The sequence below is a fragment of the Candidatus Nucleicultrix amoebiphila FS5 genome, from assembly GCF_002117145.1.
In the GTDB taxonomy this organism is placed as follows: Bacteria; Pseudomonadota; Alphaproteobacteria; order Caedimonadales; family Nucleicultricaceae; genus Nucleicultrix; species Nucleicultrix amoebiphila.
In genome coordinates this window covers 1,527,974-1,540,770 of the sequence record NZ_CP008743.1, presented here as the reverse complement: position 1 = coordinate 1,540,770, position 12,797 = coordinate 1,527,974, and the positions used below count along the sequence as shown (strand labels likewise).

The following is a 12,797-nucleotide window of genomic DNA, read 5'->3' as shown; positions in this document are numbered from 1 at the left end:
ATGACCGGGTTAACTACACAGAAAGTCCTTGTTATTGATGATGTGGAAGTTTTTCGCAAAACAGTTCGAGAAATTCTAGAAACTTTTAGCACTGAACTGGAAGTAATAGAAGCTAAAGATGGACAGCAAGGTCTTGCCACCATCATAAGCAAATCTCCTGATTTAATTATTACAGATGTCAATATGCCGAATATGACAGGACTAGAATTGCTTGAGAACCTTAAACAAAATGAAGCACTGCGTTTGATCCCTGTGATTGTGATGTCTTCAGATCCCAATAACCGTTTAAAATCGCAACAACTAGGCGCTGAAGATTTCTTCCAAAAGCCCTTAAAAACAGAGGAAGTGAAGAAGAGTATTGCTCGAATACTCACAAGATAAAGCTTAAAGGACATGGCTTATGCTTAAAAAAATATATTTTTTCTTTATTCTCATTCTCATTTTTACTGGCCGTGAAAATGTCTTCGGCAAAGAACTTGCAATTTACACGTTAACAAATAAAGAACGTAAAGGGGATATGAATCAAGTCATGGGCATTAAAGAAGCGCTCATAAATAAGTGGCGCGATTCTATCAATAATATCGATAAAGACTTTGATATAAAAAACACAGAAGCTCTTGTGGAAGCGTTATCTCAACCAACAAATGCAAATATCCAACGTGTTCTTTTAACCGTGGGAGAAGAAGGCATTCAAGTATTACAAGATGTAGAAGAAATAAAGGACCTGATCACTTGTCATACATCACATATGCTTACAGATAAATCTCTAGAGCTCATTGATCACTGCGATTATATCATTCTCCCTAAGCATACAGTGAATAAAGAGTTTGAACAAAAGATCTCAGGTACGCGTTCTAAACTTATTACAACCATAGGCGTGCCTCATAATCGCACAAAAGAAGCCGCAGAATCAGCATATCAAGAATTTATGCCAGACTTACCAAAAGCAAAATCTTACATTGCTATTCTCCTAGGTGGAGATGCACCCGATGAAAAAAGCAAGCAACGACTTTTTACCGCTAATTTTGCTCAAGAACTTGCTCATTACATCGTAAAAGAAGCCCATCGTCGGCAAGCCCACGTTTTTATCCTGAATGGTCCCAGAACAGGATCAAGATATCCTCTTGAGCCTCATAATATTATTCCAACTGCACATAAAGATGGAAAACCGGATTACGTTACTCAAACTTTTGTGACGACATTGAAAGACAAAGTGAAGGCAGGCATCACTCTTTATGATTTTCAGCAAAACACTCCAGGTCAAATGGATAGGGTCTTAGGTATTATTAAATTAGCAGGAAACAAAAATGTGTTTTTTGTTCCTGGTGATTCAACTTCATCCGTTTCAGAAACTATTGATGTTGTAGGCCCTATGAAAGTTATTGCTTATTGGAACACAGCTATGAATACTACCCATCAGGCGCATGTCGATTCTGAATATAATGCAGGAAGGCTGGCTTATTTAAATGAGTTTTTTATTATGAATCCAATTATAAAAAATGATAATAGCCAAAGTTCTTCCGCTGCAGAACAAGTTGCTAATACATTAATAAAAGATTGGGCTCCCTTTTTAAATAAGCAGAAATTTTTAGAGAATGAATAAAAACATATTAAATTCTCTTAAAATATTTTTAGCATTTTTGATCGCCCCTGCTGCCTTTTTAGCCTACGGGAAACCAATGGTTATTTTAATAATCTTGTTCGTGATCATCTCCTTGCTAGAAGGTTTCCGACTTCCCATAAAAGAATCCCATCAAAAATGGCTTCTTATTTTAGGAGCCTATACCCTAATAAGTGCTTTATGGTCGCCTTGGCCCAAAAATGTTTTTGAGTCCTCTCTGCACCTTTTACCATTGCTTTTCGCTGTATGCATTATCACTGACTCCACACAGTCTTTAAGGCTTAGCTATAATTCTCTAATGGTTGGATTGATCACTTTAATGTTAATCAGCGTCATTGATATTTTAAGTCATGGTATGATTACCAAAATTTTTACGACTTATACCGTTGATAAACCATGGCATAACTCAAATATTACCCCTACCATAACTGTCATTTTCTGTTTTTTTTGGCCTCTTTTCTCCTGGGGTGTTACGCTACAAAAGAAATATTTAAGCCTTTTACTAGGATTTTTTGTCTTTCTTATACCATGGCTTACTCCTCATTATGCAGGACGAAGCGCCTTGATTTTAGGATTTATCGTATTTTGCATAGTATGGTTTTTTCGGCGCTTTGCTGTAATTTGTTTAGGGGTCGTACTCATGTTTTATATTATAATTGCCCCATTTTTAAGCTCTACAATTTTACAACCCCAACGATGGGAAAAGTTTTTAATTGATTTTAGAGCCTCTGGTCTTCATCGCTTATATATTTGGGAATATGTTTCTTCGCTTATCTCCCAACGTCCATTATTAGGATTTGGATTAAGCTCCTCTAAACTAATCCCGGCTGGAACCAACAATCCTATGGGTATCTCTTCCCTACCACTACACCCCCACAATGGAGCATTACAGGTATGGCTTGAATTAGGTGCAATCGGTGTTATTATTTTTTTAGTTTTTCTTTTTATCATCTTGAAGAACATTACTTGCATTAAATCTAAAATACATCAGGCTTCTGCTGCTGCGGGACTTACAACTGTATTTGTATTTTTCTCGGTTTCCTACGGCTTATGGCAAAGTTGGTGGATTGCAACCATGGGGTTAACGGCTTTTCTGTTTATTCAAAATTCAAAACCCCAACAATAAACTCAATCTTCTTTTACTGGAACGTAATAATGATATGGCGTTTTTAATGTAAAAGGGTGTCCTTTAAAATATTTATGTAAGATATTAAAGGCTACGAGAGAAGACTCTGGAGCATCCATATAATGGCTCATACGTACAACGTAATGAAGCATTTCCGGCACAAGAGGATCTTTTGGATATGCTTTAAACCATTCCAACGCTTGTTTTGCAAAATAGTCCACGGTCCCATTTTTGAACATTTCTTGAAGAGTTGACCATTCTTCAAAAGCAATAGTCTGTTCATCCTTTGAAAGAAATTTTTGCGGATTATAGGGAGCTAAAAGCTGTCGAGGGTCCCACCAATTATCTCTAAAGCCACTTGATGTATCAACAAGAGAAGCTTCTTTTTCAAAGCCTCTTCTCCAATAATTAGGATGAACCATGATGCTCAATTGTGGATAGTGCGCAATAATATAAAGCCCCCTCCAATGCTGCAGTTTTTTATTCTTTGTCAGTTTCAATTTTTGCAAAGTCTTTTTTATTTCGGGTGAAAAAAAATCAAATTTAGATTGAAGTTTTACGGCGTCATTCATACGGTTCAAAAGAACAGACCGGACCCAACCAGCAATTAAAAATCTTTCCTTGAGCCACAATGGAAGTCCATTTATTTTTAATCCCTTGGAGAAATATGAAACTGGAATTTGTTGAAGCGTTAAGAAAAAATCGTCAGAAAAATCCTTATCGGATTTTAAATGAAAATCGCATGTATTCAGAACAGGTTGTTGGATAATACTTTTGAGAAATGTCTCAAAGTCTCCTGCTATCTTCGCTTTCAGAACCAAAAAATGATTGCGCACAGGATGCAGAAGAGTATCATTTTGTAACACTTCTTCAATAATCTTATGAGACGTATCCGGGTTAATTTCTTTATAAATGCGCGCTAAATGATAGCGAGAAGTTATATATGCAGGAGAAGATGGAGCTAAAATCAATGCTGCATTCATAAGATCTTCAGGCGGTGAAGATGTTTCCGAAATCTTTTCAAGAGCAGCTATCAACCATGGTTCAGAGTGTGTTTTTTTCCACATCTCATAGCATTCTTGATGATCTTTATCGTCACGATAAAGGCGAATCCAATCAAGAAAATCTTGTTCTTTAAAGAATTCTCCTCGAGTTTTATAGAGATATATCAAATCTTCCAGGTTCTGTGTTTCCACGGGATTATTTGCTTGAGTAATTCTTTTCGCCAAGTCTTGCAATGCTACATTGGGCGCTAAATGAATTTTCATATATTGCTCGATGTTTTGGGCCTCACGCCAATAAGGCCCCTTTTTAAGATCTGAAGATAATCGAGAAAAAACCTTAAAGAATTCTTCAACTGTCCCCTCTTTATAAAGGTAATGTCGATAATAAGATCGGATGGTTAAATACAAGGCTATGTCTCGATAGGGCGAAGAAGAGTCCTTTGAAATCTCTTCAAACAGTTCAGCACTTTTTAAATAATCAGCAGCATAAAAATAACTTGCAGCCACTTGATAGGCATAATCTTTAAGCTCAGCTTGTTGGACACTACTTTCCAAAGGTTCCGGCAGAACAATATCTCCGGCAGAACAATTTGAAAAAACTTTGTATTGATTTTTTGCCCATCGCTTTGTGACTAGAGAAGAACTACCATATTTTGTAATGAGTTGATTGAGATGTGCATTTGCACTTCGAAACGCTTCCTCTGGACAATCTTCAAAAGAAACATAAGTTTTTTTATCTCCCTTTTGAGTCTCAAAGAAAGCATACGTAGGCAATGGATCTAATTTTTCACCTAATATTTCCTCAGCTTTTTGCCGCCATTCAATATTTGCATTTGGAAACGATGTGATTTCTTCTTTAGTCTTTTTCACTCTTCCTGAGACGGCCTCCACAATAGGCATCCCCATTGGATAAGCTCTATCATAGGCTTCTAAAAAACTTGACTTTTCTTCTTCTACAAGAGGTTTCCCTGACAAATAACGATAAGCTACCCATAGATTAAGAAGACTTAAGCGAGGATGCAAAACACCAAGTTGACCATTAAGAAATTGATCCACGTTAAAGCCAACTTCTTTACTAAAATAATTATCTTCTATTCCATCAAAAAAAACAGCGCCGCAACGTTCCGGCCCACATGCTCTTATAGAAGAGCATTGAAGGATTGATACAATCGCAAAGAGCAAAAATATTCGTTTCATAACAACATCCGTTTTTTTATCGTTTCATAATCTTGTAGTGTCCAAGGCCGAGAGTTAAAAATATGCACTTCATAATCATTTAAATTGATTTTATGAGGAATGTTAGAAAGTTCACTCAGGGATATCCCTATATGTCCTCTACACTTTAATGCACGCCATCCCTCAAATTGACTAAACGCTCTTTTGATTAATTCTCCATCCCGCCCCATATTATAGAGCATAGGAACAGCATGTGAAATGGGTAATTCATCAATCCAATTGTCATGAACACACCAGGAAGCAAGTGCTGTCATGGATACTTTTTGATCCGACGTTTTTACATTAAGATGCTCTAAAATTTCTTTATAGAGTTTGCGTTGAGAGACTGTCGCATCAAAATCGATCTGAATTTCCTCAGCATCCTTTGACATACCGTGAATGTTTTCAATAATTGTTTGAATCATCTTATTATTTACACTCACTTTTTGATCAATTTCTAATCTAAACACAGCAGTCTTATACCCTTCTTGGGGGGTAACAAAACGATTCAGACGTGGTTCTATTTTAAAATATTGAGGAGTAATTTTAAAAGTTGCCGCTAAAGCTGCAATCTTTGCAATATGAGGTTCTACAAAACTTAAATCATCAACGCGATTCCAAGTCCAAAGAATCACTTTAGCATATGTAGGTGTGATGAAGAGAAAGATAATAGCAAGAAAAAGGAAAAACCGATGCATCCCCAAAGTGTTCAAATCAAACCCTTAATATACCAATCGTTTTCTGCACTTCATGAAGCGTTTTTTCTGCAACCTCTCTGGCATGGTCATTACCCTTTTTCAAGATACCATCTAATTCATCCTCATGATTCATGAGACGTTCTATTTCAAGGCCAATGGGTGCTATAATAGACACGACTAAGTCTGCAAGAGCTGGTTTAAAAGTTGAAAATTGAGCACCCGCAAACTGATGACATACGGACTCTAAGGATTGATTGGAAAGAGCGCTATATATATTAACCAAGTTAAAGGCTTCAGGCCTTTCTGTTAATAACTTAGGATCTTCTGGCAAAGGATCTGGATCAGTTTTTGCTTTTTTGATCTTTTGAGCAATGGTATCTGCATCGTCTCTTAAATGAATTCGAGAAAATTCCGACGGGTCACTTTTACTCATCTTTTTTGTTCCATCCCGAAGACTCATAACGCGGGTAGCCTCCCCCAAAATCTGCGGTTCTGGCAAAGGAAAAATTTCTTTCTCATAAGCACGGTTAAAAGCTCCTGCAATATCACGAGCCAATTCCACATGCTGTTTCTGATCTTCTCCCACAGGCACATCCGTGGCCTTATAAAGTAAAATATCAGCAGCTTGAAGAACTGGGTATGCATATAATCCGAGAACAGAACTCTCACGATTTTTTCCACTTTTTTCTTTAAACTGAATCATGCGATTCAGCCACCCCATGGGGGTAAAACAACTTAAGAACCAAGAAAGTTCAGTATGGGCTGAGATATTACTTTGAATAAATATTGTACTGAGTGACGGATTAATACCTGATGCAATATAGGCTGCGGCAACTTCACGAGTTTGCATTTTTAACTTTTTAGGATCTTGAGGCACGGTCAATGCATGAAGATCTACAATGCAAAAAAAGCAAGTATTATGGCTTTGCATCGTCACCCAGTTGCGGATTGCTCCCAAATAATTACCAAGCGTTAAATTACCTGTGGGTTGAACGCCTGAAAGAATAATTCCCATTTAATAGCCTTAACTAACCTGCATTTGAAAACGCAGATCTTTCATATTTAAAGCTCCGGTCAAACGAGCTAGGATCAAGAAAAAGCCTAAGCTTCCTCCAACCAGAAGCAACAGACATATGACCTGTTGTGGTAGAAAATCTGAGATCATCCAAATCATACGTGGACGGACCAACTCAATAAACCCTATGGTCATAACGCAGGTCAATCCAAGTCGTGGTAAAAACCGCTTGAGACGATCCGTAAGCCCAAAATATCCCTGTCTTTTTAATGTATATATCAAAAGACCTGCATTCACCCAAGCCGCAATAGCCGTTGATAGGGCTAAACCAACATGCTTCATCGGACCAATCAAACTCAAATTCAAAATAAGATTCAAAACGATCGAAACAACAGCAAAAATAACCGGCGTTTTAGTATCATGACGGGCAAAAAAACTGCTCGAGAAAATCTTAATCATAATATAAGCGGGTAATCCTATTGCTAAAGCACGCAATGTTTGAGCGCTCGCCATCGTTTCTACGGGTCCAAAATCCCCACGTTCAAATAACACTTTCATCAAAGGATGAGCTAAGAAAATAAGACCTATGGTTGCAGGTAAAACAAACAAAAGAGCATACTCTAACGCCAAATTTTGACTGGATATCATTCCGTCTTTATCATTTTCTCGCATTTTTTTTGACATGAGCGGTAATAAAGCTGTGCCTACTGCTGTTCCAAGCATGCTTAATGGTAATTGGTTTAACCGATCAGCATAATGAATGTAGGAAACGCCACCTGCAGGTAATAACGAAGCTATAAAAGTATCCAAAAGAATATTGATTTGTACAATGCCCGAACCTGCAGCTGCTGGTCCTGCTAAAACAAGGAACTTTTTCACTTGAGGTGACAGCTGAGGCATACGTAGTCTTAGCCCCATTCCTTTTTTATAAGCAGGTACCATAACCCAAATCATTTGAATCAACCCGCAAACAGCAATACCAATAGCAAAAGCATGTCCTGGAGGCGTTGAAAGACTAACAAGCGCAAAGACTGTCGCAATAATACCAATATTACCAATCATAGGCGATGAAGCCACAGCGGCAAAGCGTTCGAGAGAATTTAAAATACCGCTATAGAGTGCAGCCAAGGATATAAAGAAGATAAATGGAAAAGTGATACGCGTGTATTGTATAGCAAGCTCGAGACGCTCAGGAGTCTTTGTAAAACCTGGGACAAAAACAGGCATAATTTGTGGCATAAAAATCTCAACAAACAAGACCAATAATGCCAAGCTAAGGAGAAGAATAGCAAAAATTTCTTCGGCAAAAGACTTTGCATCTTTTTCATTATCTGCACTAAGCAGACGTGCAAACATAGGAACAAAAGTGGTATTAAAAGCTCCTTCAGCAAAAAGACGCCTTAAAATACTGGGAAGCTTTATCGCAATTACTAAGGCATCTGATTTAATACTAGCCCCTAGATATGCGGCCATTAATATTTCACGCAAAAAACCGAATACACGGCTGCCAGCAGTATAACCACTAATAGTTGCAATCGAACGAATGAGTTTCATGAATTTACCCCAAACTGCTCTGCCTTAAGGATGGTTCATTTTTTTCAGCTCTTCCTCTCGAAATAGCGCATCTGATGGGGAGTTGTAAAGAAAAGAATCAATAATTTTCCCGAGAACATCTTAATTTCACATAAAATCACCTAGTGATCGATATTTTGATTTTGAATTCATCTTCTTTCGCTCCTACATGTTCCTAACAGAGGCTTAATATTCAAAGAATTAAAAAAAAGATGAATTGGGAAAAACTTAAAATATTTTATCATGTGGCTAAAGCAGGCAGCTTTACAAACGCTGGTCAACACTTAAATATTAGTCAATCTTCTTTAAGTCGACAAATTATTGATCTTGAGAAGCGTCTCAAAATAAAGCTTTTCAAAAGATTATCGGCAGGCGTTTCTCTGACTCAAGAAGGTACTATCCTTTTTGAACATGCAGAACGCATATTTGAAACAGCTAAAGCTGCTGAGAATCTTCTGAAAGAAGAATCTGCGGAACTTCAAGGAGAGATTAAAATTCTTGTGTCTCCTTATTTAGGAGGTTCATGGATTATGCAGCATATTGAAAAATTTCTAAAAGACTATCCTAGAGTCTCTCTATCAATCTTTGAATCAGAACGCATAGATGATCTGGGCAACTATGATGCTGCCCTCAGACCATTTGCTGCCGGCAGACAAGATTGTATTCAAAAATACATGATCTCAGTACCTTTAAGGTTTTATGCTAGTCCTGCATATTTAAAGCAATACGGCATACCTCAATCTAAAGAAGAGTTAGTTCATCATCGTTTGATTTGTTTTGATCAGAAGACTACTGATACCTCACCTCTTAACACTCATTTTCAGAGCAATGTTAAAGATAAAACTCTCCCTACTTTAAGAGTAAATTCTCCATCAGCTTTAATACAAGCGGCTAAATGTGACTTAGGCATCATTGAGTTACCGGATAATTATCAGGACCTAGCTCACACAGGACTTATTGAAGTTTTGCCTAAACTTAAAAAAATAACCGTTGACCTTTATTTAATCTATGCAAAAGAATGTGCCAAAAATCGCCGTTTAAAGATTATACGGGACTATTTGATGAAATCCTTTTACGCTTCTTAAACCTAACCTTGTCGTTCAACCATCTTCTTTTTAATATCAGCAATAGATTGAGCAGGGTTTAAGTGCTTAGGACAAGTCTTTGTACAATTCATAATCGTATGACAACGATAAAGCTTAAAAGGATCTTCTAAATTATCTAGACGCTCTCCTGTTGCATCATCACGACTATCTTGAATCCAGCGATGAGCTTGCAAAAGAGTCGCCGGACCTAAGTAACGATCACCGTTCCACCAATAACTTGGACAACTTGTAGAGCAACAAAAACACAAGATGCATTCCCATAGACCGTCTAATTTGGCCCGTTCTTCGGGGCTTTGCAAACGTTCTTTATCAGGTTCATCAGCAGATGAAGACTTTAACCAAGGCTCCATAGATTCATACTGAGCATAAGCAAGCGTCAGATCAGGAACCAAATCTTTAATCACTGGCATATGCGGTAAAGGATAAATTTTAATTGTTCCAGAAATCTCAGCAATGGGTTTTATACAAGCCAAAGTATTGGTTCCGTCAATATTCATAGAACAACTACCACACACTCCTTCACGGCAGGAACGACGATATGTTAAGGTGCTATCTATCTCCCCTTTAATTTTCCCCAAAGCGTCAAGAACCATAGGTCCACAAGTATCAAGGTCTACTTCATAGGTATCTACACGGGGATTTTGATCCGGTTGATCAGGATCATAGCGATAAATTTGAAACGTTTTGATATTCTTTAGGCCTTCTGAGGCTTTATAGGTCTTACCCGTTTTTACTTTAGAATTTTTGGGAAGCGTAAATTCAACCATACTAAGCTCCTCCTAATAAACTCGTTTAGCAAGCGGAACTGATTCCACTTCATCGGTTAATGTATTTAAATGCACAGGACGATAATCGAGACGCACCTTTTGTTCATCTACCCAAGCAACCGTATGTTTTAACCACTTGTCATCATCGCGCTCTGGAAAATCATCACGCGCGTGAGCCCCCCGACTTTCTTGACGAGCCACTGCGGAATGAAGCGAAGCCAAAGATTGCCCTAAAAGATTCTCGAGTTCTAAAGCTTCCACTAAATCTGTATTCCAAATCATGGAACGATCGGATACTTTAATATCCTTCATTGAATCAATAACATTCTGCATTTTTTCAATGCCAGTTTTCAGAATTTCTTCTTTTCGAAACACAGAACAATGAGCCTGCATAGTTTTCTGCATATCCTTCAAAATATTGGCTGTTGGCTTTGATCCTTTTGAGTTTCTTAAACGATCAAAGCGCGCAATCGCTTCACTACCTGCATCTTTTGCAAGAGGTTTGTGAGAGCTATTGGACTTAATTAACTCAGCAGCTCTCAAAGCAGCAGCTCTTCCAAATACAACGAGATCGAGAAGTGAATTAGCCCCTAAACGATTAGCGCCATGAACAGAAACACAAGCTGCTTCCCCAATTGCCATAAGCCCCTGTACCACACGATCTGGATCCTTTGACGTAGGATTAATCACTTCTGCATGATAATTAGTTGGGATACCTCCCATATTGTAATGTACCGTAGGTAATACAGGAATAGGTTCTTTTGTCACATCTACCCCACCAAAGATGCTGGCAGTTTCAGCAATTCCCGGTAAACGTTCATGAATCAAGTGCGGATCAAGGTGCTCGAGATGTAACAAAACAAAGTCTTTGTTTGGACCACACCCTCGACCTTCGTGAATTTCTATGGTACACGCTCTACTTACAACATCTCGAGACGCCAAATCTTTGGCTTTAGGCGCGTAACGTTCCATAAACCTTTCGCCCTCTGAGTTCGTTAAGTATCCACCTTCTCCACGCACACCTTCAGTAATCAAGCACCCTGCCCCATAAATACCTGTGGGGTGAAATTGAATAAACTCCATATCTTGTAAAGGTAATCCAGCTCTCAACACCATCCCATTACCATCACCCGTACACGTATGAGCTCCTGTACAAGAGAAATAGGCACGACCGTAACCACCCGTTGCAATCACAACCATGTGCGCTGAAAAACGATGAAGTGTTCCATCTTCGAGGCACCACGCCATCACACCACGACAGCTCCCCTCTTCATCCATAATCAAGTCTAGTGCAAAATACTCAATAAAAAACTTTGTTTTATGCTTTAGACATTGCTGATAGAGAGTATGTAAAATTGCATGTCCCGTACGATCTGCTGCAGCACAGGCACGACGTGCCATCGCTTCACCTTTTCTAACAGTATGTCCACCAAATTGACGCTGAAAAATTTTTCCTTCATCATTGCGTGAAAAAGGCACGCCCAAATGCTCAAGCTCAATCACTGAAGACATAGCATTGCGACACATATATTCTATCGCATCTTGATCACCTAGCCAGTCCGAGCCCTTGACTGTATCATACATATGATACTTCCAATGATCTCCGTCCCCCATATTATCAAGGGCAGCACAAATACCTCCTTGAGCAGAAACTGTATGGCTTCGCGTAGGAAAAACTTTTGTAATACATGCGGTAGAAAGTCCAGCAGCACTCATCCCCAAAGCAGCGCGTAACCCTGCTCCCCCAGCGCCAACAATGACAACATCATAGGTGTGATCAATAATTTTATAATCTTTAACCATATTCTTTATTCCAAAAAATCAATCTAATTGTGTAGGATGAAGCAGCTGATCCATAAACAGCCAAACCATTACAGCAATAGCTACAGCGCCAGAAATCACAGCACCTACCTTTAAAGTCCAAAGCAGCGCAAAACGGATACCTTGCTGGTGAATATAATCTTCAATCACTACTTGAATGCCCAGAACTGCATGGAATAAGGCTGTAATAAAAAAGACTAGATTACCTATTAAATTAAGGGGACTTGTAAACCAAGCCATTACGGTATCATAGTCTGAGCGCATATGATTGAGTAGGTTCAAAAAAAACCAAACTCCCAAAGGAATAATCATCAAGGCGGTTATACGCTGTAACAACCAATGAGTTGTGCCATGCTTAGCGGAACCTAAATGTTTGACTTGAGCAAGAGGAGATCTATATTTGCGAGTTAGTTCCATCTGTTTCTCCTAAGATCCCAATGCAAAAGCAAGCGTCAACGCAAAAGCAACACCCACAACCACCCAGCCCGAAATATATGTCGTTCTGAGTTCAAATCCATAACCAGCATCCCAGAACAAATGACGAATACCATTTGCTAAATGATAAAAAAAAGAAAACACCCATCCAAACATTAAAAGGCGTCCAGGAATAGTCTGAAAAAACATTTGAAAAGTATCGTAACTCTCAGAGTTCAATAGCGCAATCAACCATGCTAGATAAACTAAGATTCCTAAACTTAAAAACAAACCTGTTGCCCGATGGGTGATAGACAATACTGAAGTTAATTGCCAACGGTAGATCTGCAAGTGGGGGGAAAGAGGACGTGTTTTATTCTGCACAAAATGGCCCTTCTGTTATGTTTTATGGCCATATTTTGACGCAAATCCTTTAGA

At 38.5% G+C, this 12,797-nt stretch carries 12 protein-coding genes; 4 read left to right on the top strand and 8 right to left on the bottom strand.

The genetic code is table 11. The features are described from left to right. Genes GQ61_RS07600 through GQ61_RS07590 form a run of 3 tightly spaced genes read left to right on the top strand, consistent with a single transcriptional unit; the run spans position 1 to position 2,747 of the window. On the top strand, positions 1-381 hold the full coding sequence (locus GQ61_RS07600; protein WP_198157317.1) for a response regulator: 381 nt from the start codon (positions 1-3) through the stop codon (positions 379-381). 19 nt (positions 382-400) lie between these two features. Continuing rightward, on the top strand, positions 401-1,603 hold the full coding sequence (locus GQ61_RS07595) for an ELM1/GtrOC1 family putative glycosyltransferase (protein WP_085784753.1): 1,203 nt from the start codon (positions 401-403) through the stop codon (positions 1,601-1,603). Further along, positions 1,596-2,747 (top strand): O-antigen ligase family protein, encoded by a 1,152-nt coding sequence (locus GQ61_RS07590; protein ID WP_085784752.1) that lies wholly within the window; start codon positions 1,596-1,598, stop codon positions 2,745-2,747. The genes GQ61_RS07595 and GQ61_RS07590 overlap by 8 nt, the downstream gene beginning before the upstream one ends. A gap of 2 nt (positions 2,748-2,749) precedes the next feature. Here GQ61_RS07590 and GQ61_RS07585 read toward each other — a convergent pair whose 3' ends face one another. From GQ61_RS07585 to murJ, 4 genes are read right to left on the bottom strand one after another with little or no spacing between them, the layout of a single operon-like run. Further along, positions 2,750-4,948 (bottom strand): hypothetical protein, encoded by a 2,199-nt coding sequence (locus GQ61_RS07585; protein ID WP_085784751.1) that lies wholly within the window; start codon positions 4,946-4,948, stop codon positions 2,750-2,752. After that, positions 4,945-5,679 carry a hypothetical protein gene (locus GQ61_RS07580; protein WP_085784750.1) on the bottom strand — a complete coding sequence of 245 codons (735 nt, stop codon included), beginning with the start codon at positions 5,677-5,679 and terminating at the stop codon, positions 4,945-4,947. The genes GQ61_RS07585 and GQ61_RS07580 overlap by 4 nt, the downstream gene beginning before the upstream one ends. A gap of 1 nt (position 5,680) precedes the next feature. Continuing rightward, positions 5,681-6,679: a tryptophan--tRNA ligase gene (gene trpS, locus GQ61_RS07575; RefSeq protein WP_085784749.1), complete on the bottom strand. Its 999-nt coding sequence runs from the start codon at positions 6,677-6,679 to the stop codon at positions 5,681-5,683. 9 nt (positions 6,680-6,688) lie between these two features. Then, positions 6,689-8,233, bottom strand: a complete 1,545-nt coding sequence (gene murJ / locus GQ61_RS07570) for a murein biosynthesis integral membrane protein MurJ (protein ID WP_085784748.1) — start codon at positions 8,231-8,233, stop codon at positions 6,689-6,691. Positions 8,234-8,463: 230 nt separating this feature from the next. On the opposite strand from murJ, the gene GQ61_RS07565 reads away from it, so the two are divergent. Then, entirely contained in the window at positions 8,464-9,336 is an 873-nt protein-coding gene (locus GQ61_RS07565; RefSeq protein ID WP_085784747.1) for a LysR family transcriptional regulator, read from the top strand. A 2-nt stretch (positions 9,337-9,338) separates the two neighbouring features. On the opposite strand, the gene GQ61_RS07560 is transcribed toward GQ61_RS07565, so the two are convergent. From GQ61_RS07560 to sdhC, 4 genes are read right to left on the bottom strand one after another with little or no spacing between them, the layout of a single operon-like run. Beyond that, entirely contained in the window at positions 9,339-10,124 is a 786-nt protein-coding gene (locus GQ61_RS07560; protein WP_085784746.1) for a succinate dehydrogenase iron-sulfur subunit, read from the bottom strand. Positions 10,125-10,136: 12 nt separating this feature from the next. Further along, the gene (gene sdhA / locus GQ61_RS07555; protein WP_085784745.1) at positions 10,137-11,927 is read right to left on the bottom strand and encodes a succinate dehydrogenase flavoprotein subunit; all 1,791 of its coding nucleotides are present in this window, start codon (positions 11,925-11,927) and stop codon (positions 10,137-10,139) included. An 18-nt stretch (positions 11,928-11,945) separates the two neighbouring features. Further along, positions 11,946-12,362 (bottom strand): succinate dehydrogenase, hydrophobic membrane anchor protein, encoded by a 417-nt coding sequence (gene sdhD, locus GQ61_RS07550; protein WP_085784744.1) that lies wholly within the window; start codon positions 12,360-12,362, stop codon positions 11,946-11,948. Between the two features lie 9 nt (positions 12,363-12,371). Continuing rightward, complete coding sequence (sdhC, locus tag GQ61_RS07545; protein ID WP_085784743.1) at positions 12,372-12,743, bottom strand: succinate dehydrogenase, cytochrome b556 subunit; 372 nt, start codon at positions 12,741-12,743, stop codon at positions 12,372-12,374. Between the last annotated feature and the right edge of the window lie 54 nt (positions 12,744-12,797).

Coding starts and splice junctions, on each gene's coding strand:
- GQ61_RS07560 (WP_085784746.1), bottom strand. CDS start 10,124: ATGGTTGAATTTACGCTTCCCAAAAATTCTAAAGTAAAAACGGGTAAG.
- GQ61_RS07600 (WP_198157317.1), top strand. CDS start 1: ATGACCGGGTTAACTACACAGAAAGTCCTTGTTATTGATGATGTGGAA.
- sdhA (WP_085784745.1), bottom strand. CDS start 11,927: ATGGTTAAAGATTATAAAATTATTGATCACACCTATGATGTTGTCATT.
- GQ61_RS07590 (WP_085784752.1), top strand. CDS start 1,596: ATGAATAAAAACATATTAAATTCTCTTAAAATATTTTTAGCATTTTTG.
- GQ61_RS07595 (WP_085784753.1), top strand. CDS start 401: ATGCTTAAAAAAATATATTTTTTCTTTATTCTCATTCTCATTTTTACT.
- GQ61_RS07585 (WP_085784751.1), bottom strand. CDS start 4,948: ATGAAACGAATATTTTTGCTCTTTGCGATTGTATCAATCCTTCAATGC.
- murJ (WP_085784748.1), bottom strand. CDS start 8,233: ATGAAACTCATTCGTTCGATTGCAACTATTAGTGGTTATACTGCTGGC.
- sdhD (WP_085784744.1), bottom strand. CDS start 12,362: ATGGAACTAACTCGCAAATATAGATCTCCTCTTGCTCAAGTCAAACAT.
- trpS (WP_085784749.1), bottom strand. CDS start 6,679: ATGGGAATTATTCTTTCAGGCGTTCAACCCACAGGTAATTTAACGCTT.
- GQ61_RS07565 (WP_085784747.1), top strand. CDS start 8,464: ATGAATTGGGAAAAACTTAAAATATTTTATCATGTGGCTAAAGCAGGC.